A 23,093-nucleotide genomic window follows, 5' to 3' on the forward strand; every position below is an offset into this window, starting at 1 on the left:
TTCGTGATCGGGGCCTTACATCGGTTCTAAGCGGGGATCAGGGCTTGGGCAGATCGCGATCATCCGGCTTGTGCGACCATGGAGAGCCCTTCTGCTCTTCACGGTGAAACTCCTCCTCGTCCAGATCAACCACTTTCGAATTGCCCGCATGTTCCGAACCATTACGGAACCCGGAATAGTCTCCCGGCTGTGGACCGGCCTGATGACCTGATTGCCGGCCCGATTGGCGGAACGAACCCGCCACGACGACACGCGGTCCAAAAGCCTTCCAGAAAAAACGCCGCACCGTGGTCGACAGAAGCAGAAGGCCGAGGATGTCAGTGATGAAACCAGGGATGATAAGCAGGATCCCGGCAACGACCCGCATGGCGCCATTGACCAGCTCGTCCGCCGGCTGGGCGCCGTTGCGTCCCGCATCCTGGAGATTTCTCACCATGCCGATGCCGCCGAGGCGCAGGATGAGAAATCCGAGAAACGACGTGAAGAGAACGAGTGCCAGGGTCAGCCAGAGGCCTATGGCTTTGCCGACAATGATGAAGCCGGCAATTTCGAGAATGGGCATCATCAGGATGACAATGGGGAGAAAGGAAAAACGCATCTTCTAGCCTTGCGTGTGCATCTCTGGCAGATTGCCGGTTCCTGAGGACACCCTGGGACACCAATGATTGAATCTGCACATTTGAATGATGATAAGATGCAGACTATATGATGGTGTGGTTTTCGAATTTAAATGGCGGTTTTGGTAAAAGATGGGCTTTAGCGACTTTATCACATTGTTTTTTCTCGTTGCGGCGGTGCTGATATTCCTTCAGTTGCGCAGCGTTCTCGGCCGCCGGACGGGCAATGAGAAACCGCCATTCGATCCTTATAGCCCGCGTGATGTCGCCAAAGGCCCTGTAACGGACGATAACAAGGTCGTGACCCTGCCGAAACGCGGTGAGGCCGAGGATGAAAATCCCTTTGCCGAGGCGGATGCTCTGGCACCCGTGGATTCTTCCTTGAATGCGTCCCTGCGCGAAGTGATGACCAAGGACCCGACGTTCCGGCCCAAGGAATTCCTGAACGGTGCTCGCATGGCCTATGAGATGATCGTCATGGGTTTTGCTGATGGCGACCGGAATACCCTCAAGAATCTCTTGTCGAAAGAGGTCTTCGAAGGCTTCGAGGCGGCGATCTCCGAACGCGAAAGCCGCGGCGAAGTCGTGAAATCCATTTTCGTGGGTATCGAGAAAGCCGATATCACCCAGGCCGGCATTCGCGATTCCGAGGTGCAGATCACGCTGAGGATCGTCAGCCAGCTGATTTCGGCAACCTATGACAAGGACGGCAAGCTAGTGGATGGTGACCCGGATGCGGTTGCGGAAGTGGACGATATCTGGACCTTCTCGCGTGACATGCGCTCGCGCGATCCGAACTGGAAGCTGATCGCCACCGAATCCGAGCAATGACCGCGCCCTTTTCGATCGAGGAAGTTGCTTTCCAGAACCTGCCCGGCTGGCAGGAAGACGATCCCGGCAAGCTTTTTCCGGTGATGCGGACGGTTCTGTCGCATCTCCGGAATGCGAAACCTTACAGGAGCGGTGCGCTGGGGCTGACCGCTGCTGAGCTGGTTTCTCTTCTGGAAATGGCCGATGAGAAGGACGGAGCTAGTCCGGAACAGGCCCGCCACTTCTTCGAGACGAATTGTGTACCCTTTAAAATTTCTCCATCTGGAGGAAAAAGCGGTTTTGTAACCGCCTTCTATGAACCCGAGCTGGAAGTATCATCCGTTCGTGATGATGTATGGTGCCACCCAATCTATCGAAGACCGCCTGAGCTGGTGGATATAAACGACGACAATCGTCCCGCCGGTTTCGATCCGTCCTATGCTTTTGCAAAAGCGGAAGAGGACGGCATTTCCTATTTTCCCGATCGCCGGGTGATCGATGAGGGATATCTGGAGGGTAGGGGTCTTGAGATCGCCTGGGCGAAATCGAAAGTCGACCTGTTTTTCGTCCACGTTCAGGGTGCGGCCCGTCTGGTGTTTCCGGATGGTACGGTAAAACGCATCACTTATGCGGCCAAGGCCGGGCATCCGTTTTCACCGATCGGACGGCTGCTTCTGGATCGCGGCGAACTGGACCCGAAAACGATCTCGATGCAGACGATCCGCAAGTGGCTTGCCGACCACCCGGATGAGGTAGATGAGGTGCTGTGGCATAACCGCTCCTTCATTTTTTTCCGCGAGGCAGATGTCGTGGATCAGGACGTGGGACCGATTGCCGCCGCCAAGGTGCCGCTGGTTGCCGGGCGGGCGCTGGCCGTGGACAGGCTTATCCATACTTTCGGTTTTCCCTTTTTTATCCATGCGCCAACCCTGACCCATCTGGATAATGGAAAACCCTTCGCCCGGCTGATGCTGGCGCTCGATACGGGCTCGGCTATCGTCGGCCCGGCGCGGGGCGATATTTTCACCGGCTCCGGTTTCGAGGCAGGAGAGCTTGCCGGCACGGTGCGTAATGAGGCCGATTTTTATATACTGCTGCCGCGCGTTGCTGCGGAAAGGTATCGGCGATGAAAGGCAGTCGAAAGCTTGGCAAGGAAGAACGCATTCTGTGGGGCAAGGTCGCAAGAACCGCGCGGCCTATCTCCGGCAGGCTGGAGGATTTGCTGGCTTTCGACGACATAGAAGAGGCCCCGACGGAGGCCATTATCCCGCAAACCGGCAGCAGCCCTTTTCCGCGCATGCTTGCGGAACCGGTTGACGTACCGCCGGCAACCTTGGACAAAAAGCCGAAAATTCATCAGCCGATGGAAAAACCGGTCAAACGCAAACTAACCCGTGGCCGGTTGCCGCTGGAAGGGCGTATTGATCTGCACGGCATGTTTCAGAGCGAAGCCCATGCGGTGCTCTTGGATTTTTTATTGCGTGCGCATGAACGGGGTCTGAGGCACGTGCTCGTGATCACGGGCAAGGGACGCTCGATCGGTAGCGACGGCGCGCTGAAAAGAGCGGTGCCCATGTGGTTTTCCAAACCGGAGTATCGCCACCTGATTTCGTCCTACGAGGACGCATCCGCCAATCATGGCGGCGACGGCGCCCTCTATGTGCGGCTGGCGCGCCGGCGGGGCGAAAAATCATGACGCCGTTTGCCGAGGCCGTGCGGCAGCTTCGCGAACGCAAGGGCGTGACGCAGAAGCAGATGGCGGCGGCAATCGGTGTGTCGCCCGCCTATCTCTCGGCGCTTGAGCATGGCAAACGCGGCAAGCCGAGCTTTGATCTGCTCCAGCGTATCGCCGGATATTTCAACATCATCTGGGACGAGGCTGAGGAATTGTTCTTTCTGGCCGGCTCGTCCGACCCCAAGGTGGTGATAGATACGGTAGGCCTCGCGCCGCAATATACGGCTTTCGCCAATCGCCTGGCGCGGGATATTCGCAAGCTGTCGCCGAGTGTGATAGAGGAACTGTCAGCGGTGCTGCAAAAAAGCCGTTCTTGCGATTGAAACCCCCTCTATCCCCTGCTTTATGCAGCATCCTGAAGCATGCGGCCTTTGGGATTGGGTGTAGAATTTCTATAGTCGCATGTCGGATTTGAGTGATTCGCTGGCTTCAGGCCTTCTCACTGGAAAACCTGGCCAGGAAACTTTGGAAAGAGTACTTATGACCGAAACATCGTCAAGCGAAGTCGGCGTGAACACGGAATACGGAGCCGATTCGATCAAGGTCCTCAAGGGTCTTGATGCCGTGCGCAAGCGGCCCGGCATGTATATCGGCGATACCGACGACGGTTCGGGCCTGCACCACATGGTCTACGAAGTGGTCGACAACGCCATCGACGAGGCGCTCGCCGGTCATGCCGATCTGGTGACGGTGACGCTGAACGCCGATGGATCGGTGACGGTGACGGATAACGGCCGCGGCATTCCAACCGATATCCACCCTTCTGAAGGTGTTTCCGCTGCCGAAGTCATCATGACCCAGCTGCATGCGGGCGGAAAGTTCGACCAGAATTCCTACAAGGTGTCGGGTGGTCTGCATGGCGTGGGCGTCTCGGTGGTCAATGCGCTGTCCGTCTGGCTGAAGCTCAGAATCCGCCGTAACGGCAAGCTGCACGAAATCGGCTTCACCCACGGTGTTGCCGATGCACCGCTTTCGGTGATTGGCGAATATGAAGGCCGCTCCGGCACGGAAGTTACCTTCCTGGCAAGCCCTGAAACCTTCACCATGACGGATTATGATTACGGCACGCTGGAACACCGCTTGCGCGAACTGGCGTTCCTGAACTCCGGTGTCCGCATCCTGCTTACCGACAAGCGCCATTCGGACGTCAAGCAGCAGGAATTGCTGTATGACGGCGGGCTTGAGGCCTTCGTCCGTTATCTGGACCGCGCCAAAAAACCGCTGGTGGACAAGCCTGTTGCCATTCATGGCGAGAAGGACGGTATTACCGTCGAGGTCGCGCTGTGGTGGAACGACAGCTACCACGAGAATGTGCTCTGCTTCACCAACAACATTCCCCAGCGCGATGGCGGCACCCATATGGCCGGTTTCCGCGCGGCGCTCACCCGTCAGGTCACCTCCTATGCCGATACGTCAGGCATCATGAAAAGAGAAAAGGTGAGCCTGCAGGGCGAGGACTGCCGCGAAGGCCTGACGGCCATTCTCTCGGTCAAGGTTCCTGACCCCAAGTTCTCCTCGCAGACGAAGGACAAGCTCGTTTCGTCGGAAGTGCGCCCGGTCGTGGAAAGCCTCGTCAACGAAGCGCTCTCCACCTGGCTGGAAGAGCACCCGTCGGAAGCGAAGATCCTCGTCGGCAAGGTGGTGGAAGCGGCCGTCGCCCGTGAAGCCGCCCGCAAGGCGCGCGAATTGACGCGTCGCAAGGGCGCGCTCGATATTGCTTCTCTGCCCGGCAAGCTTGCCGACTGCTCCGAGCGCGATCCGGCCAAATCCGAACTCTTCCTCGTCGAGGGCGACTCCGCCGGCGGTTCCGCCAAGCAGGGCCGCTCGCGTGAAACGCAGGCCATCCTGCCGCTTCGCGGTAAGATCCTCAACGTCGAGCGCGCCCGTTTCGACAAGATGTTGTCCAGCCAGGAAATCGGGACGCTGATCACCGCGCTCGGCACGTCGATCGGCAAGGACGAATTTAACGCCGACAAGCTGCGTTACCACAAGATCATCATCATGACGGATGCTGACGTCGACGGCGCCCATATCCGTACCCTGCTGTTGACCTTCTTCTTCCGCCAGATGCCGGAACTGATCGAGCGCGGCCATCTCTATATTGCCCAGCCACCGCTTTATAAGGTGACACGCGGCAAATCGGTGCAGTACCTCAAGGATGAGAAGGCGCTGGAAGAATATCTCATTTCCATGGGTCTTGAGGAAGCATCGCTGACCCTCGGCACCGGTGAGGTTCGAGTCGGCGCCGATCTTCGCGAAGTCATTCTCGATGCGCTGCGCATGCGTTCGCTGATCGATGGTCTGCATTCCCGCTACAGCCGTTCAATCGTTGAACAGGCTGCCATTGCCGGTGCGCTTAACCCGGAGCTTTCGGCCGATGCGGCCCGTGCTCAGGAAACCGTTGCCGAAGTGGCCCGACGTCTGGACATGATTGCGGAAGAAACCGAGCGCGGCTGGTCTGGCACGGTGCTGGAGGATGGCGGTCTGCGCTTCGAGCGCATGGTACGCGGCGTCAAGGAGGTCTCGACGCTGGATATGGGTCTGCTCGGTTCGGCCGATGCCCGCCATATCGATCAACTCACGGCCCGCACCCGGGAAATCTACGCCACGCCGCCGGTCCTGCAACGCAAGGACGGCACACTGGAACTGGCAGGACCTCGCGCCCTTCTGGATGCGATTTTCGCCGCCGGTCGCAAGGGTCTTTCCATGCAGCGTTATAAGGGTCTCGGCGAAATGAACGCCGAGCAGCTGTGGGAAACGACGCTCGACGCCAATGTCCGCTCGCTGCTGCAGGTTAAGGTCAACGATGCGACCGACGCCGACGGCCTGTTTGCCCGCCTGATGGGTGACGAGGTGGAACCGCGCCGCGACTTCATCCAGGAAAATGCGCTCAGCGTCGCCAATCTCGACATTTAATCCTGTGCAGCGTCTCGCGTAGCGATTCACGTGAAACGAAACTTTAACAAAAGGCCCGGCGATCAATAATCGCCGGGCCTTTTCTTCTCAGAATTGCCCGATATCAATCGGCCTTGCCGGTGAAGCGCCCTTCGAAAGCCACGTCCGCAAGCAGCAGGCGCTTGCTCGGCACTTCCCTTTCCGCCAGATCGTCCGGAAGGACGGAACTGTCGGTCAGCTTACCGATGGCGATCCCGGCTTCCACCTTGTAGCCTTCAGGAATACCCAGCGTTTCAACGATCCTGTCCTTCAGGATGCCGCCCATGCCATGGGCATGATAACCGAGCAGATGCGCCTGCATCGCGAGTGAAAACCAGGCAGCGCCAGCGTCGAAAGAATGGGTCGCGGAAGGTTTTTTGTCGCCTTCGCGGGAGATATTGTAGCCCCGGGAAACCACGAACAGCAGCAGTGAGGCATTTTTTGCCCAGCGCTGGTTTCCTTCCATCAGCAGCTCCACGAAGAGCGGCCAGTCTTCGCTGTCCTTGTGGGCATAGACAAATCGCCATGGCTGCAGGTTGGATGCCGAGGGCGCCCAGTGAGCCGCATCCAGAATGGTCAGCAGATGTTCCTGCGATATGGCGCTGCCATCAAAGGCGCGCGGAGACCAGCGGTCGAGGAAGAGGGGATCGACGGGATATTCGGATTGCCGGGAATTGCTGTTCGTCACGGGCCATGTCCTTTTGGTTGACGGGAAGGAAAAGGTATTTTTCGAAACTTGCCGCAGTCAAGGGGTGACAAGGATGAATGCATCGTTCATATATGCATCATCTTGTCTGACAACCGGGAGAGAGTTCCATGAAATTGATGCGCGTTGGCCAACCCGGCCAGGAAAAGCCTGCCATTCTCGACGCGGAAGGAAAAGTCCGCGATCTGTCCGCCCACGTGAAGGATATCGGCGGCGACGCCATCTCTCCCGAAGGCCTCAAGAAGATTGCTGCCATTGATCATGCCACGCTGCCGGTTCTGAACGAAGAGCGTATCGGCGCCTGCGTTGCGGGAACCGGAAAGTTCATCTGCATCGGCCTTAATTTCTCCGACCATGCCGCCGAAACAGGTGCGACCGTACCGCCGGAGCCTGTCATTTTCATGAAGGCGACCTCGGCCATCGTCGGCCCGAACGATGACGTTACCATTCCGCGCGGCTCCGAAAAGACCGACTGGGAAGTCGAGCTTGGTGTCGTCATCGGCAAGACCGCGAAATATGTCTCTGAAGCTGATGCCCTCGATTATGTCGCTGGTTATTGCGTTTCCCACGATGTTTCCGAGCGCGCCTTCCAGACGGAGCGTGCCGGGCAGTGGACCAAGGGCAAGTCCTGCGACACCTTCGGCCCGATCGGCCCATGGCTGGTGACGAAGGACGAAGTTACGGATCCGCAGAACCTCGGCATGTGGCTGAAGGTGAATGGCCAGACCATGCAGGACGGCTCCAGCAAGACCATGGTTTATGGTGTGGCCCATGTGGTTTCCTATCTCAGCCAGTTCATGTCGCTGCATCCCGGCGATGTCATTTCCACCGGCACGCCTCCGGGCGTCGGCATGGGTCAAAAGCCGCCGCGTTATCTGAAGGCTGGCGATGTCGTGGAACTCGGCATCGAGGCCCTCGGTTCCCAGAAGCAGACGTTTGTCGCCGACATCTGATTGCCGCCGGACATTCAACTGAAATTGAGGCGTCGGCGGGAAACTGCCGGCGCCTTCGATTTTGTGCACATGCGAAAAGCTGCTATGGTCAAAAAAAGAGCTTGATCCGCGAGGGAGGCGTCATCAGTGTTCTACCATCTTTATGAAATGAATCATGCGGCCATGATGCCGCTGCGCGCCGGTGCCGACATGATGCGCCAGGCTTGCAACAATCCGCTGAACCCGCTTTCCAGCACTGCCTTCGGCCGTAGCCTCGATGCCGGTTTCGAGGTGTTCGAGCGACTGACCCGACGTTACGTCAAGCCCGAATTTGGTCTTGGCAGCACGATCGTTGATGGCCATAGCGTCACCGTCGCCGAAGAGATTGTATGGTCGCGTCCGTTCTGTAATCTCGTTCATTTCAGTAGGGAACTTGATGCGGCCCGTCAGTTCGATCCGAAGGTTCTGCTGGTGGCGCCGATGTCCGGTCACTACGCCACCCTGCTGCGCGGAACAGTAGAGGCCCTGTTACCTTCAGCGGATATCTACATCACCGATTGGACCGATGCCCGCACCGTGCCGGTGAGTGAGGGGACTTTCGATCTCGACGATTACATCAGCTATGTCATTGAGATGTTGCAACAGATCGGCCCGGGCGCGCATGTAGTCGCCGTCTGTCAGCCATCCGTGCCGGTGCTGGCCGCCGTTTCCCTGATGGAAGCGGATGGAGATCGTTTTGCGCCGGCATCCATGACGTTGATGGGCGGGCCAATCGATACGCGCATCAATCCCACCGCCGTCAATGGTCTCGCCAAAGCCAAGCCGATTGAATGGTTCCGCGACAACGTCGTCATGCAGGTGCCGTGGCCGCAGCCTGCCTTTGGCAGAAATGTCTATCCCGGCTTCCTGCAACTGTCCGGTTTCATGTCCATGAACCTCGACAAGCACATGACGGCGCACAAGGATTTTTACCTCAACCTCGTCAAGAATGACGGCGATTCCGCCGAAAAACATCGCGAATTTTACGATGAATATCTGGCAGTCATGGATTTGACGGCGGAGTTTTATCTGCAGACGGTGGAAACCGTCTTCATTGACCATGCGCTTCCCAAGGGAAATATGCAGCACCGGGGCAGGGTGGTTGATCCCGCCGCCATTCGCAATGTCGCATTGTTCACCGTGGAAGGTGAGAATGACGATATCTCCGGCGTCGGCCAGACAAAGGCCGCCCATGATCTTTGCCGGAACATCCCCGATGAAAAACGCGCGCACTATATGCAACCCGATGTCGGCCACTACGGCGTGTTCAACGGTTCGCGGTTCCGCAAGGAAATTGTGCCGCGCATGATGGATTTCATCCGCAAACACCAGACCGCATAGGGGTGAGACCGCAGGCGGTGCCGCGCATTTGCATGGCCAAACCGGCGGCGAATCGGCTATGAACAGCGCATGTTTTCGCTCTTCGGAAAATCCGTGAAATCGCCGGCAGCCAAAAAGACCGCACCCAGCCAGCGCACTGTCGCCGTGGCGGGCAGACAGGTGCCGATCACGGTAAGGGAAAACCCACGTGCCACCCGCATTACCCTGCGTATTGAACCCGGTGGCCGGGCGCTGAAGCTGACGATCCCGATGGGACTCCACCACGGCCAGGTTGATGATTTTCTCGAAAGGCATCAAGGCTGGCTGGAAGGCAAGCTTCTGAAATTCAGCCCCGATGACGGTCTGCATCCCGGCGCGGCCATCGATATTCGCGGCATACCCCATCGCATAGAGCACACCGGTAGCCTGCGCGGCCTGACCCATGTTGCTGAAGACGCAGACGGCGCGGCCATTCTGAAAGTCAGCGGTGCGCCGGAACATCTGAGACGGCGGATCGCAACTTTCCTGAAAAAAGAAGCGAAGGCTGATCTGGAAAGGCTGGTTGCGGTCCATGCGACCGCGGCGGGCCGGCCGGTGCGGTCGATCAGCATGAAGGATACCCGCAGTCGCTGGGGCTCGTGCTCTCATGATGGAAATCTGAGTTTCTCCTGGCGCATCGTCATGGCCCCGGAAAAGGTCATCGATTATCTCGCCGCCCACGAGGTCGCTCATCTCAGGGAAATGAACCACGGCCCGAAATTCTGGGCTCTATGTGAAAAGCTTTGCCCGCACACAGAAGAAGCCAAGGGCTGGCTGAAGCGCCACGGCTCTAAACTGCACGCCATCGATTTCGATTGAAACTTGAGGTGCGGATCGCCATCTGGATTCACGTGAAACATTCCATAGACGAATGCGATTTGGCTCGACTCTCGTCGCATTTCATGTCAGGTCGCGGGTATGAAACCGGATATCAAGATTTGCGGATTGAAGACACCGGAAGCGCTGGAGCGCGCCGTCAGGCGCGGCGCGTCCCATGTCGGTTTTATCTTCTTTGAAAAAAGCCCGCGCAACATCGAGCCCGATATCGCAGGCAGGCTCGCGGATGATGTCCGTGGCGCCGCCAAGGTTGTCGCCGTCACCGTCAATGCTGATAATGATTATCTCGATGAGATCGTCGATCTCGTAAAACCGGATATCCTGCAATTGCACGGTAGCGAAAGCCCGGAGCGACTGCTGAACATCAAGGCGTTGTATGGCCTGCCTGTCATGAAGGCCATTTCCATTCGTGATGCCGCTGATCTTGCCAAAATCGACCCTTATATCGGTATAGCCGACCGTTTCCTGCTGGATGCCAAGGCGCCCGCCGGTTCCGACCTGCCGGGCGGTAATGGTGTTTCCTTCGACTGGACCATCCTGCGCTCTCTTGACGGAAGTATTGATTACATGCTTTCCGGGGGGCTGAACAAGGACAATGTCGCGGAAGCCCTGGCGGAAACCAGGGCAAGCGGATTAGATTTATCGTCCGGCGTCGAAAGCGCACCGGGCGTCAAGGATCTGGCCATGATCGATGCATTTTTCGATGTGGTGAATGATTGGTCGAAAGGCCCAAAGGGAGCTTGAAGTGAACGACGCGCCAACACCCAATTCTTTCCGCGCTGGTCCCGATGAGGACGGCCGTTTTGGCATTTACGGAGGCCGCTTCGTTGCCGAAACGCTGATGCCGCTTATTCTGGATTTGCAGGCGGAGTGGGACAAGGCCAAGAACGATCCCGAATTTCAGGCGCAGCTGAAATATCTCGGCGCTCATTACACCGGTCGTCCGAGCCCGCTTTATTTCGCGGAGCGCCTGACGGCGGAACTCGGCGGCGCGAAGATTTATTTCAAGCGCGAAGAGCTGAACCACACCGGCTCGCACAAGATCAACAATTGCCTCGGCCAGATCCTGCTTGCCAAGCGCATGGGCAAGACCCGCATCATCGCCGAAACCGGTGCCGGCCAGCACGGGGTTGCCTCGGCCACCGTCGCCGCCCGCTTCGGCCTGCCTTGCGTGGTTTATATGGGCGCGACCGATGTTGCCCGTCAGGCCCCGAATGTTTTCCGCATGAAGCTTCTCGGTGCTGAAGTGAAGCCGGTAACGGCTGGCCACGGCACCCTGAAGGACGCCATGAACGAGGCGCTGCGCGACTGGGTCACCAATGTCGATGATACCTATTATCTGATCGGCACTGCTGCCGGCCCGCACCCCTATCCGGAAATGGTCCGTGATTTCCAGGCCGTCATCGGCGAGGAAGCCAAGGTGCAGATGCAGGAGGCGGAAGGCCGCCTGCCGGATCTTGTCGTGGCGGCTGTCGGCGGCGGCTCGAATGCTATCGGTATTTTCCACCCGTTCCTCGATGACGAGAACGTCCGCATCGTCGGCGTTGAAGCCGGTGGCAAGGGTCTTTCAGGCGACGAGCACTGTGCATCGATCACCGCCGGTTCGCCGGGTGTTCTGCACGGCAACCGCACCTATCTGCTGCAGGATGAGGACGGCCAGATCAAGGAAGGCCACTCCATTTCCGCCGGTCTGGATTATCCCGGCATCGGCCCTGAACATTCCTGGTTGAACGATATCGGCCGCGTCGAATATGTGCCGATCATGGACCATGAAGCGCTGGACGCCTTCCAGATGCTGACCCGCCTCGAAGGCATCATTCCGGCACTGGAGCCGAGCCACGCATTGGCCGAGGTCATCAAGCGCGCACCGAAGATGGACAAGGATGAGATCATCCTGATGAACCTTTCCGGTCGCGGCGACAAGGATGTCCACACCGTCAGCAAGTTCCTTGGAATGGATGTATAAGATCATGACTGCACGTATGGACAAGCGCTTCGCCGATCTGCGCGTTGAAAATCGCCCGGCCCTGATCACCTATTTCATGGGTGGCGACCCGGATTTCGAAACCTCGCTCGGCATCATGAAGGCGCTGCCGGAAGCAGGTGCCGATATCATCGAACTCGGCATGCCGTTTTCTGATCCGATGGCGGACGGCCCGGCTATCCAGCTGGCCGGACAGCGGGCGCTGAAGGGTGGCCAGACGCTGAAAACCACGCTCGATCTCGCACGTGAGTTCCGCAAAGGTGACGATGCAACGCCGATCGTGATGATGGGATATTATAACCCGATCTATATTTACGGTGTCGACAAGTTTCTGGAAGATGCGCTGGCAGCTGGCGTCGACGGTCTGATCGTGGTCGATCTGCCGCCGGAAATGGATGATGAGCTTTGCGTTCCGGCTCTTGAGCGGGGTGTGAATTTCATCCGCCTCGCGACCCCGACGACGGATGGCAAGCGTCTGCCTGCCGTTCTTAAAAATACCTCAGGTTTCGTTTATTATGTCTCGATGAACGGTATTACCGGTTCCGCGCTGCCCGATCCCTCGTTGATCTCAGGCGCGGTCGGTCGTATCAAGGCGCATACGGAACTGCCGGTCTGTGTCGGTTTTGGTGTCAAGACGGCCGATCATGCGAAAGCAATCGGCGCCGTGGCGGATGGTGTGGTGGTCGGTTCGGCCATCGTCAACCAGATTGCCGGCAGCCTGACCAAGGACGGGAAGGCGACCGCAGATACCGTGCCAGCCGTTACGACGCTGGTAAAGGGACTTTCAACGGGCGTGCGTGCGTCGCGCCTTGCCGTTGCGGAATAAGCGCGGCTCAGTCAAGGAGTAATTGATTGAACTGGATCACCAATTACGTTCGGCCCCGGATCAATTCCATGCTTGGCCGCCGTCCGGAGGTTCCGGAGAACCTGTGGATCAAATGCCCGGAAACGGGTGAGATGGTCTTCCATAAGGATCTCGAGGATAACAAGTGGGTTATCCCGGCCTCGGGCTATCACATGAAGATGCCGGCAAAGGCGCGTCTCGTCGATCTTTTCGATGGCGGTGTCTATGAGGCTCTGCCGCAGCCAAAGGTGGCGCAGGACCCATTGAAGTTCCGCGATTCCAAGAAATACACCGATCGCCTGCGTGACAGCCGCACGAAGACCGAGCAGGAAGACACGATCCTTGCTGGCGTCGGCCTCCTGAGAGGCCTGAAGATCGTTGCCGTCGTGCATGAATTCCAGTTCATGGGCGGCTCCTTGGGCATTGCCGCCGGCGAAGCCATCGTCAAGGCATTCGAGCGCGCCATTTCCGAGCGTTGCCCGCTCGTCATGTTCCCGGCCTCCGGCGGTGCCCGCATGCAGGAAGGCATTCTTTCGCTGATGCAGCTGCCGCGCACGACCGTTGCAGTGAACATGCTGAAAGAAGCCGGCATGCCCTATATCGTGGTTCTGACGAACCCGACGACCGGTGGCGTGACCGCTTCCTACGCTATGCTGGGCGATGTTCATATCGCCGAGCCGGGTGCGGAAATCTGCTTTGCCGGCAAGCGTGTGATCGAGCAGACCATTCGTGAAAAGTTGCCGGAAGGTTTCCAGACATCCGAGTATCTTCTGGAACACGGCATGGTGGACATGGTGATCGACCGTCGCGAAATCCCGGATACGCTGGCCAATCTGCTTAAGATCATGACCAAGGCGCCTGCTGACAACGCAAACGCTGTCGTACCGCTGGCCGCTTCGGCCTGAGCAAAAAAATATGTCGCCCGAAGGCCTGAACGGCCTTCGGGATGATGCTATACGTTGCATGATTTCATCTTTGGTGCGGCGGACAAATGGCAAGCAAAACGCCTGAAAGGCGAACAGAAGACATGACGAAGCCCGCGATTAGTGAGGCAGAGAAGATCATTGAAGAGCTGATGCAGCTCCACCCCAAGGGTTTTGATCTTTCACTCGACAGAATTTCCCGTCTTCTCGAAAAACTCGGCAATCCCCAGAAGAGGATGCCGCCCGTTATTCATGTGGCGGGCACCAACGGCAAGGGTTCGGTCACCGCCTTTTGTCGTGCTTTGCTGGAGGCCGCAGGCCTTTCCGTCCACGTCCATACCTCTCCGCATCTCGTAAACTGGCATGAACGCTATCGCATCGGCGTTCCCGGCGATAAGGGCCGGTATGTCGAGGACGAGGTCTTTGCGGATGCGCTTCGCCGTATTGAAGCTGCCAATGGCGGCCAGATGATAACGGTTTTCGAAATCCTGACCGCCGCGATGTTCGTGCTCTTTGCGGAACAGCCTGCCGATGCCGCCGTTGTCGAGGTTGGTCTCGGCGGGCGCTTTGATGCGACCAATGTAATCAACAATCCTGCCGTGTCGGTCATCATGCCGATCTCGCTGGACCACCAGGCCTATCTCGGCGACCGTGTGGAGCTGATCGCCGCCGAAAAGGCGGGCATCATGAAGCCCGGTTCCCCCGTTATCATCGGCCATCAGGAATATGATGCGGCTCTGGAAACTCTTGTTGCCACGGCCGAACGCCTGGGTTGCCCGGCATCGGTCTATGGTCAGGATTTTTCCGCCCATGAAGAATTCGGCCGCATGGTCTATCAGGATGAATATGGCCTGACCGATGCGCCGCTGCCGCGGCTTCCCGGCCGCCACCAGCTTGCTAATGCCGCCGCCGCGATCCGCGCCGTTAAGGCCGCCGGTTTCGAAGTGACGGAACGGATGATCGAAAAGGCCATGACCTCCGTAGAATGGCCCGGTCGTCTGCAACGCATTCAGACCGGCAAGATTGCCGAGATGGCTCCGAAGGATGCGGAAATCTGGGTCGATGGTGGTCACAACCCCGGCGCTGGCGAAGTGATTGCCGAGGCGATGGCCGGGTTTGAGGAAAAGACGCCCCGGCCGCTGTTCATCATCGCCGGCATGATCAATACCAAGGATCCCGTGGGCTATTTCAAGGCTTTCGCCGATATTGCCGAATATGTCTTCACCGTACCGATCGGTGGCACGGATGCGGCGATTGATCCTGTCGTGCTCGCCCATGCGGCCTTTGATGCCGGTCTGGTCGCGGCACCGACCTCATCGCTTACCGAGGCGCTGGACGAACTGTCCCGCCGCCTCGATCCGGAAGGACCACCGCCGCGCATCCTGATCGGCGGATCGCTTTATCTTGCCGGAAATGCCCTTGCATTGAACGGCACGGTCCCCCAATAAAAAAGCCCGGCAGTGATGCCGGGCTTTTTTCATTCCATAAAATGGCTTATGCGGCGCCGGAAATCCAGGCGGAAAGCGCTGTCTTGGGTGCAGCACCTACCTTGATATCGGCCACTTCGCCGCCCTTGAACATGGCGAGCGTCGGGATCGAGCGAACGCCGAACTTGGCGGCCAGTTCCGGGTTTTCGTCGATGTTGAGTTTCGCGACCTTGACCTTGCCGGCAAGCTCAGACGCGATTTCTTCAAGGCTCGGCGCGATCATCTTGCACGGGCCACACCATTCGGCCCAGAAGTCCACCACAACGGGTTCGGAGGATTCGAGGACTTCGGACTGGAAGTTGGCGGCGTCGACTTTTACGGTAGCCATATCTGGCTCTCCTTTCAGCTAAACTTTTCCGCTATCGATGTGATGCGGGCGCGTCGGAATTTCAATGCCCCGGTATCTCACTTTGTCTTTATTGCGGCAAGAGCCTCTCTCATCGCATCATCGCCAACCGTCACAAAACTGGCATTTTCCGTATAGATCAGCGCGCAGACAAATTCCTTGCCGGGATAAAGCGACGCCAGAATTTCCCGATAGATGGCAAGCTGGGCCACGTGGGAGTAGGGGATCTCACGGGCTTCACGTGGAGGAACACGGTTCGTTTTGTAATCCACCAGAATGACGCGGTCGCCATCCACCGCCAGCCGGTCGATACGGCCGGACACGGCATATTGCTGCCGGCCAATCGTCATCGTGCCCATGATGGATATTTCCGCGCGGCTGTTGGCGGAAAAGGCCGGTTGCACCGCCGGTTCGGACAGAACCCGCAAAACCGCCTGTATCAAATATTCGCGCTCGGCAGGAGGCCAGAAACGCGCCGCCCGTTCCGCATAACGCCGGGCCGCCGCTTCCCGTTCGCTCTCGGCGAAATCCGGCAGGGCCTGCAGCATGCGATGCACCAGTCGGCCGCGTTGCAACGCCAGAGAGGAGGCATCGGCTTTTTCGCCAAATAGCGGTGAACGCACGGCCAGATCGTCCGCGCCGTCATCGATGATGGTGCCCGCACCGGAAGGGCTGAGCGGTCTCGGTAGCGAAGGCAGGGCCGGCAAGGGGGCAAGAAGTCCCGCCGGAAGGGCGTAGTCTTCATCTTGCTGCGGTTCTGGCACCCTCTGCGGCGCAGGTGTCGAGCGAGCTTCGGACTTGCGCCAGACAAGCCCCTGCCATTCTTCGCCATCGGCTGCGAACTGCTGCGGCTGGCAGTGATCCTGATTATCCGCAAGCGCTGCCTTGACGATGGCGTGCCAGCATTCGGGATTTTCTTTTTGGCCGCGATAACCACAGATAACCAGATGATCGGCGGCACGGGTCATCGCCACATACAGCAGCCGGCGATATTCGTCTTCGGCGGCCGTCTTCAGGCGTTCCTCATCCAAGCGAATGAGATGATTGGAAAAGCCGCTGCCGGGCAGCCAGACCGGGACGGCGTCCCCTTCCGCTTCGATGAAGCGCAGCTTCGGCACATGGCTGTGGTTGAAGGCTTTCGAACCGCCATCGACGACAAAAACGACTGGTGCTTCCAGCCCCTTGGAGGCATGCACGGTCATGATCCGCACTTCGCCACGGTCCTTGTCCTGCTCACGCTTCACTTCAGGCGAATCGGTCTCCAGAACGGACAGGAAAGCTTGCAGGCCGGGCAGGCCGGTTCTTTCATGGTCCAGCGCAAACGACAGGAACTCGTCCAGTACGTCGCTTGCCTCGTTGCCAAGCCGCCCGAGGAATTTTTTGCGCCCATCATGCAGTGTCAGAACCGCCGCGAAGAAATCATGTACGGTGGCCGTTCTTGAAAGCGTGATGAAGCTTTGCAGTTTTCCGGTAACGACGGAAAGGTGGCTGTTCTCTTCCCGCGAAAGCACCTGCAGCCGCTGCCATACGCTCTCCGTCTCGGATCGCGTCGCGGTGATCTCGAAGACATCATCTTCGGTCAGGTTAAAGAGCGGGCTCTTTAACAGTGCGGCAAGCGAAAGATCATCCTCCGGCAGCACCACGAAACGGCCAAGCGCCAGAAGATCCTGCACGGCAATGTGGTCGGTCAGGCGAAGACGGTCGGCGCCAGCGACAGGAATGTTTTTACGTCGTTTCAACTCCCGCGTCAGCGCATTAACGAAGGCATGGCGTTTTCTCACCAGCACCAGAATGTCGCCTGCTTCGACGGCGCGTTCCACGCCCTTCTCAATAATAGTTTCGCTTCCGATCATGTCGGCGATCCGCGCAGCGATACGGCGGGCGACGATGGTAGCGGGTGCGCTTTCCCTCAAGGCATCGAAAGGCGCCGTCCAGTCTTCTTGGTCATCGGCAGTTTCCGGCGCCACCATGTCCCACACTTCCACGGTGCCAGGGTGTCCTGCGCGGTTGGAGCGGTGTTCGACGGGCTCGTTATCGGCACTGAGGCCGCTGGCATTTTGTGGGATCGAGAAGACCTGATCGACAGCGGCCAGCACGTCCTCCGTCGAACGGAAAGAGAGCGGCAGGCGGATGCGGTGAAAAGCCTGCTCCACCTGATCGACGCGCCTTTTGGTCTCATCGCGCTCCTGCGAGAACCGTTCCGGCCGCGCGCCCTGAAAGGAGTAGATCGACTGTTTTTCATCACCCACGGCAAACAGCGTGCGCCGCCCCATGCGGGCGCTTTCGCCGGTGAAGAAATCCGCCGCCAGCGACTGGATGATCGACCATTGTACGGGGCTTGTGTCCTGCGCCTCGTCGACGAGAATATGGTCGATGCCCTGATCCAGCTTGTAATGCACCCAGGCACCCGCGGTATCGCGGTTGAGGAGATTGGCGGCGCGTTCGATCAGATCTTCGAAATCGAGCTGGCTACGCTGCTTTTTCAGATCCTCGAAATCACCGATCAGCCTCTCGGCCAGAACAAGCGCGCATTTCGTCGCCGCCAGCATCCGCACCAGACGATATCGGTTGCGGCAGGCAACGACATGATCCCGCGCCAGTGTTAGCGCGTCCACAAGATCGGGGGCGGATTTCTGCATGCCCTTGTTGATGACATAGGCATCCGATTTCTTCTCGCCCTTGGCCGTCAGCAGTGCTGCTTCGATGAACTCCATCCGCCGCACCGGGTCCGTCTGCCGTTTCGCTTCCCTTAGCGCATAAGCGACATCGATGACGCGCGATCCGCCCACCTCATCGGCAAGCGTCAGATAGGTGTCGAGCGCAAGGCCGGAAAGACCGGGCAGGGGCCAGAAGGCCGCCGCCGCCGTTTCCTCGGTTTCCTCATGATCGATCTGCATAGCCTGCCGCAAACGGGTATCGATGCCGCCGGATTGTTTTGCCTCGAGCAGAAAGGCGCGAAGGGCGCTGCGATTGGCGATAATGGCGGAAAGCAGCGATTCCAGTCCGCTTTCGTCGGCGAGATCAAGCACATAGGCAAGCGACTGCGCCAGTTCCGTGTCGCCTCCTGTCGAAACCGCCGTCAGAAGAGAGCGGCGGGCCTCGGCCAGCAGGGTAGTGGCTGCGCGGTCATCGAGAACCGAGAAATGGCCGGCGACATTGGCTTCCAGCGGAAACTGATGCAGCAGGGCCTCGCAGAATGCGTGGATGGTCTGAATTTTCAGCCCGCCCGGCGTTTCCAGTGCCTTGGCGAACAGCCGCCGCGCTTCGGCAAGCTTTATGCGATCTGGCACTTTGCCTTCAATGACTGTGATGCGATCCCTGAGATCGGAATCCGGCAAAGTTGCCCATTCCGCCAGCCGGTCGAAGACACGGCTCGACATTTCAGACGCGGCAGCCTTGGTATAGGTGAGGCACAGGATCGCCGACGGGCGGCATCCGGCCAGAAGCAGACGGATGACGCGCTGCGTCAACACATGTGTCTTGCCGGAGCCGGCATTGGCCGACACCCATGCGGAACTTGCCGGATCGGAGGCAAGCCGCTGCCGGGCGCTGGTCCAGTCGATCCAGCTTTCGGGTGTATCGGCGGCGGGGCCGTGATCGACAGGATCAATCGTCATCGCCGTCTCCCGGTTCCGCCGTGGACCATTCCGAAACCCGGGCGAGATGGTCATATTCCCCCCCATAGGATTGTTGCTCTTCCGGCACCAGCCGCGAGGCGAAACCGTTCTCGCCTTCGCGCAGTGAGCGCACGAATTTGGCAAGTTGCTCGATCGATTCCGTCGCCAGTTCAATGGCCGATTTTGGCGGTCTTTTGCCGCTGCGACTGGAATGTTCGTTATTGACCTGGTCGGGAAAAAAACGATCGCCCGGCCGCAGGCGCACATAGATAAGGTTTTCCGGCGTGGGCGAACCGGCTTCGCGGAAGGCTCCGCGCATCAGCGCCGCCGCTTCCAGCGCCAGTTGTGGGTCAAGCAGCGCGCGCGCCTGATTGACCGAAGGCGCAAGCCCGGTCTTGTAGTCGATAATATCCGCGTGACCGTTTGACTTGATGTCGATGCGGTCGGCAATTCCGGTCAACCTTATCCCCGCTTCGGCTATTTCCTGGCCGGCGCGTGCCTCGAAAAAGCTGTGGCGAATGGATGGATGACGTTCCTTCTCCCAGTCGATGAAGGCACGTGCCACCGCCGCAAAACGTGGCCGCCAGATGACATCCACATGCGGCGGCAGGTTTTCCGCGTCGAAACATTCGTCCAGAATGCGTTGCATGGCGTCGAACGAAGCCGGCGTGCCGGGGATGTGCCCCTCACGCGAATAACGCTCGATGATCGCGTGATAGAGCGTGCCGCGATCAGCGGCACTTGGATCGCGGTTGAAGGGCTCGAGCGGGTCAAGCTTCAGGATACGCCGCGCATAGATCGAATAGGGATCGCGGCGCAGCCGTCCCACTTCGCTGAAGGAATAACGGGTTGGCTGCAGATTAGCCGGCGGCTTGGGGGCAGGGCGCTTTGCCGCGTCCTGATCGATGCTTTCATCCATCAGACCGGCCCAATGCCGATAGGTCTCGCCACGCTTCTTCAGTTCTCCGGCGAAATCCTCACCACCCAGTGCCAGCAATCGTTGCAGCCAGCGAGAAGCGACAGCCGGCGTTGAGCCCTGCCTCAACGCCCGGGTGTAAAAGATTTGTCGGGTGCCGTTGGCCATCTCAAAGTCATGTGCCAGCTGGCCGATGCGCCGTTCCGGCGGCTCAAGTCCGATAGCGGTCTTCATGGTGCGGGACAAGAATGGGTTATTCGCCGTCTGGCCCGGCCAGAGGCCTTCATTGAGCCCGCCAATGACGACGGTGTCGACGCTTTGCAGGCGGGCTTCGAGCGCACCGAAGATAAAGATGCGTGGATGACGCATGGATCGCGGTTTGATCGATTCCCCGGCAACCAGCGCCGCAAATATGTCAGCCCATTGAGGCCCGTCCGCATCGAGGATTTCGCCGCTTTCCATCAATTCGCCGAACAGGCCGGAAAGCGTATCACCAGCCTCACCGGACCAGAGCGCGGCAAGATCATTGTTTTCATCCGCACAGATGGCTTCGATCACGCGGCCCGTCCGCTCCGCCCAATGGGAGAGTGGTAATTTGTCGGTAAAGGCCCGGCCAGATTGATCCCGACGCACGAAGGCAGAACCAAGCGGCTCGGTTGCAACGGCGATCCGCTGCGCCAGATCGCGGGCTGCTTCAAGGCTTCCTTCCGGCAATGCCAGCCGCCAGGCGGGTGGGTGCCGGTCATCGTGCTGCGCCAGCAGCTGCGCCTCCAGAACCGCTTCCAGATTGCCGATTTCGGTTTCGACGCGGCCGCCACGCAGTGCTATGAGTTCCAGCGCTTTTGAGGCTTGTGTGAACGCCGCCTCCGAAAGCCCGAAACGGGAGAGTGGATGCTTCAGAAGCGAAATGATCGGCACCGGGTCTCCGGGCCGCAGGATCGCTTCCAGCGCCAGTTGTGTCAGCCCGGCCCGCGGTGTGGCAGAAAGTGGCGTACCGGCCGAATCGTCGGCCTCTATGCCGAAACGCTGCAATTCCGTCGCCACCCGCCGCGCCAAGCCGCGGTCGGGTGTTATCAGTGCGGCCTGCGAAGGACGTCCGGCACCCGGAGCTTCCAGCGCCAGCCTGAGCGCCACCGCGATGGCGGTTGCCTCTTCGCGCTCGTTGGCGGCTTCTATCAGTGTGGCCGCCGCAAAAGCTTCATCGAAGAAGCCGGGGTCCCTGTCTTCGCGCCACCGGTTCCAATCGCTGGTGGACTTGGCCGGAGCGAGCGCCGCTGAAAAAACGGCCGCGCGTTTTTCAAGATCGCTATCGATAGCTCCGATCTGATCCACGTCGTCGCGTAGGATGCCGAGCTTCTGCAGCAGCATATAGAGCCCGTATTGCGAATGGGTACGGCTGGAAGGGTCGGTCGGGTCTTCGGCAATTGCCTCCCATTGCTCCTCTGACATGGCAAGATCAAGCCCCGGAAGCACGACGACGCCCTGCGGCAAGGCGGCAACGGCGGCGATGAGGTCGGCTGCGGCCGGAATGGAGCCGGTAGACCCGGCCACGATGATCGGTCCCGTATCCGGCAAATTGGCAAGTCGGTTTGCCTCGGCCCGCAATATGCCGTTTCGATGCCGGCCGGCCGAGGAGCGGTTGAGTTCGGCAAGGCGCGCCGGCCAGAAGACGCTGGCGATCTTCAGGAAATCCGCCGTCAGCTGCCACCATTGCGCATGTTCGCCGGTATCGAGATGCTGAAGCGCTTCCCAATCCTTTTCTTCCGTATCCATCGCATCGATCACCTCGCCAAGCGCACGCGCCAGCCATATGGCATCGGCGGGGCTGGCGGGGGCAACGAGCGGCGAATCCGAATGGATCGCCCGGATGGCGTCCGGCAGGCTGTTGCGCCAGGCCAGAATAAGACGCGCCAGTTCGATCAGCCGGCCGGTGCCGGAAATCGGTGGTGCGAGATCCATGATCTCAGGATTTTCGATATCGAAAAAGCCGCTATCATCGTCCGTTTCGCCGAGCGGTCGGATCAGCGGCAGAATGGCGGATCTGCCTCCCAGAAGGTCGACGAATTCGGAGCGCAGTACGCGGGCGGAACGTCGCGTCGGCACATAGATCGTCACCTTGGCCAGTGAAAGCGGGTCGGCTGGGTCATATCTATAGCCGGCTGTCAGTGTCCCGTCACACAGCGTTTCCGCGAGCGTTTTGAGGAACGGTGTTCCCGCAGCGATCGTCAGGACGCGCTTTTCGTGGCGGGACGTGGTCATGCAGAGCGTTTTTCCCTGAATTGCTTGATGATGTTTTCTGCGTCTTCTATCGCATCGGGCGTGCCGACGGTGATCCAGTGCCCATCAAGCGAAATCCCGGAAAGCCGGTCATTTTTAATGGCGCGGTCAAAATAGATGTTGAGGTTGAAAGCATCCGTCGGCGCATCTTCAAGCAGGCGCGAGTCCATGGCAATGGCGCCGGCATAAACCACGGGGTTTGGGTCACCATCGCAATACCGCACCAATTTACCGTCGTCAGAAAGGTTGAAATCCTTTTTGCCGTTATGACCGGTGGTGCGATCCATATCAACACAGAGCAGGACCATATCCATGCGCTCCGGATCGAAGAATTGCGCAAGCTTGCGCAGGTTGCTGACTGCATTCAATTGCTCGCCGATCCAGAATAGATCGGCATTCATGACGAAGACCGGGCCGGGTTCCAGCAGCTTCAGACCCTTGGCAAGCCCGCCGCCGGAGTTCATCAGTTGCGCCCGCTCGTCTGAAATCAGGATTTCGACGTCGGAGCGGTGCTCCAGATGAGCGATCATCTGATCCGCATGGTGATGCACATTAACGACGATCGTCTCAGCCCCGGCTTCCACAAGCGCGTCGAGCGCGTAATCGATCATCGGCTTGCCGGCAATCTTGACGAGCGGCTTCGGGATCGTATCGGTGATCGGGCGCATCCGCGTGCCAAGCCCGGCGGCCAGCACCATGGCGTTTTTGATCGTCATCGTCGTCAACCGTC

Annotated in this window: 19 protein-coding genes; 13 read left to right on the forward strand and 6 right to left on the reverse strand. The window is 59.0% G+C overall.

The window, feature by feature from the left end:
• Positions 1-37: 37 nt before the first annotated feature.
• Positions 38-598 (reverse strand): FxsA family protein, encoded by a 561-nt coding sequence (locus M0412_RS18720; RefSeq protein ID WP_269700786.1) that lies wholly within the window; start codon positions 596-598, stop codon positions 38-40.
• A gap of 151 nt (positions 599-749) precedes the next feature.
• Here M0412_RS18720 and M0412_RS18725 point away from each other — a divergent pair, with 151 nt between their 5' ends.
• From M0412_RS18725 to gyrB, 5 genes are all read left to right on the forward strand, one after another.
• The gene (locus tag M0412_RS18725) at positions 750-1,448 is read left to right on the forward strand and encodes a Tim44/TimA family putative adaptor protein (RefSeq protein ID WP_269700784.1); all 699 of its coding nucleotides are present in this window, start codon (positions 750-752) and stop codon (positions 1,446-1,448) included.
• Entirely contained in the window at positions 1,445-2,557 is a 1,113-nt protein-coding gene (locus M0412_RS18730) for a murein transglycosylase A (RefSeq protein ID WP_269700782.1), read from the forward strand. The genes M0412_RS18725 and M0412_RS18730 overlap by 4 nt, the downstream gene beginning before the upstream one ends.
• Positions 2,554-3,123: a Smr/MutS family protein gene (locus M0412_RS18735; RefSeq protein WP_269700780.1), complete on the forward strand. Its 570-nt coding sequence runs from the start codon at positions 2,554-2,556 to the stop codon at positions 3,121-3,123. Before M0412_RS18730 ends, M0412_RS18735 begins: the two co-directional genes overlap by 4 nt.
• Positions 3,120-3,485 (forward strand): helix-turn-helix domain-containing protein, encoded by a 366-nt coding sequence (locus M0412_RS18740; protein ID WP_046799712.1) that lies wholly within the window; start codon positions 3,120-3,122, stop codon positions 3,483-3,485. Before M0412_RS18735 ends, M0412_RS18740 begins: the two co-directional genes overlap by 4 nt.
• A 157-nt stretch (positions 3,486-3,642) precedes the next feature.
• Positions 3,643-6,078: a DNA topoisomerase (ATP-hydrolyzing) subunit B gene (gene gyrB, locus M0412_RS18745; protein ID WP_269700777.1), complete on the forward strand. Its 2,436-nt coding sequence runs from the start codon at positions 3,643-3,645 to the stop codon at positions 6,076-6,078.
• A gap of 103 nt (positions 6,079-6,181) precedes the next feature.
• Here the strand turns inward: gyrB and M0412_RS18750 are convergent, their stop codons facing one another.
• Positions 6,182-6,784, reverse strand: coding sequence for a nitroreductase family protein (locus M0412_RS18750; RefSeq protein ID WP_269700774.1), 603 nt, complete (start codon positions 6,782-6,784; stop codon positions 6,182-6,184).
• Between the two features lie 128 nt (positions 6,785-6,912).
• Here M0412_RS18750 and M0412_RS18755 point away from each other — a divergent pair, with 128 nt between their 5' ends.
• From M0412_RS18755 to M0412_RS18790, 8 genes are all read left to right on the forward strand, one after another.
• A complete protein-coding gene (locus M0412_RS18755; protein ID WP_269700772.1) occupies positions 6,913-7,755 on the forward strand; it encodes a fumarylacetoacetate hydrolase family protein in 843 nt (280 codons plus the stop codon).
• A 126-nt stretch (positions 7,756-7,881) separates the two neighbouring features.
• Entirely contained in the window at positions 7,882-9,114 is a 1,233-nt protein-coding gene (locus M0412_RS18760) for a polyhydroxyalkanoate depolymerase (protein ID WP_269700770.1), read from the forward strand.
• A gap of 69 nt (positions 9,115-9,183) precedes the next feature.
• The gene (locus M0412_RS18765) at positions 9,184-9,951 is read left to right on the forward strand and encodes a M48 family metallopeptidase (protein WP_269700768.1); all 768 of its coding nucleotides are present in this window, start codon (positions 9,184-9,186) and stop codon (positions 9,949-9,951) included.
• A gap of 99 nt (positions 9,952-10,050) precedes the next feature.
• The gene (locus M0412_RS18770) at positions 10,051-10,713 is read left to right on the forward strand and encodes a phosphoribosylanthranilate isomerase (RefSeq protein WP_142842120.1); all 663 of its coding nucleotides are present in this window, start codon (positions 10,051-10,053) and stop codon (positions 10,711-10,713) included.
• 1 nt (position 10,714) lies between these two features.
• Positions 10,715-11,935, forward strand: coding sequence for a tryptophan synthase subunit beta (gene trpB, locus M0412_RS18775; protein ID WP_269700766.1), 1,221 nt, complete (start codon positions 10,715-10,717; stop codon positions 11,933-11,935).
• Between the two features lie 4 nt (positions 11,936-11,939).
• Positions 11,940-12,779 (forward strand): tryptophan synthase subunit alpha, encoded by an 840-nt coding sequence (gene trpA, locus M0412_RS18780; protein ID WP_269700764.1) that lies wholly within the window; start codon positions 11,940-11,942, stop codon positions 12,777-12,779.
• 26 nt (positions 12,780-12,805) lie between these two features.
• On the forward strand, positions 12,806-13,702 hold the full coding sequence (accD, locus tag M0412_RS18785; protein ID WP_142842117.1) for an acetyl-CoA carboxylase, carboxyltransferase subunit beta: 897 nt from the start codon (positions 12,806-12,808) through the stop codon (positions 13,700-13,702).
• Between the two features lie 86 nt (positions 13,703-13,788).
• Positions 13,789-15,168 carry a folylpolyglutamate synthase/dihydrofolate synthase family protein gene (locus tag M0412_RS18790; protein WP_193559533.1) on the forward strand — a complete coding sequence of 460 codons (1,380 nt, stop codon included), beginning with the start codon at positions 13,789-13,791 and terminating at the stop codon, positions 15,166-15,168.
• A 46-nt stretch (positions 15,169-15,214) separates the two neighbouring features.
• Here the strand turns inward: M0412_RS18790 and trxA are convergent, their stop codons facing one another.
• The 4 genes from trxA to M0412_RS18810 all read right to left on the reverse strand — a co-directional run bounded on the left by trxA (position 15,215) and on the right by M0412_RS18810 (position 23,079).
• A complete protein-coding gene (gene trxA, locus M0412_RS18795) occupies positions 15,215-15,535 on the reverse strand; it encodes a thioredoxin (protein ID WP_142842115.1) in 321 nt (106 codons plus the stop codon).
• Positions 15,536-15,612: 77 nt separating this feature from the next.
• Positions 15,613-19,170, reverse strand: coding sequence for a double-strand break repair helicase AddA (gene addA / locus M0412_RS18800; protein WP_142842114.1), 3,558 nt, complete (start codon positions 19,168-19,170; stop codon positions 15,613-15,615).
• A complete protein-coding gene (gene addB, locus M0412_RS18805; protein WP_142842113.1) occupies positions 19,160-22,345 on the reverse strand; it encodes a double-strand break repair protein AddB in 3,186 nt (1,061 codons plus the stop codon). Before addB ends, addA begins: the two co-directional genes overlap by 11 nt.
• Positions 22,342-23,079, reverse strand: coding sequence for a nucleotidyltransferase family protein (locus M0412_RS18810; RefSeq protein WP_269700757.1), 738 nt, complete (start codon positions 23,077-23,079; stop codon positions 22,342-22,344). The genes addB and M0412_RS18810 overlap by 4 nt, the downstream gene beginning before the upstream one ends.
• Positions 23,080-23,093 lie beyond the last annotated feature (14 nt).

This window comes from Agrobacterium sp. O3.4 (genome assembly GCF_041414895.1).
Classification (GTDB): domain Bacteria; phylum Pseudomonadota; class Alphaproteobacteria; order Rhizobiales; family Rhizobiaceae; genus Agrobacterium; species Agrobacterium cucumeris.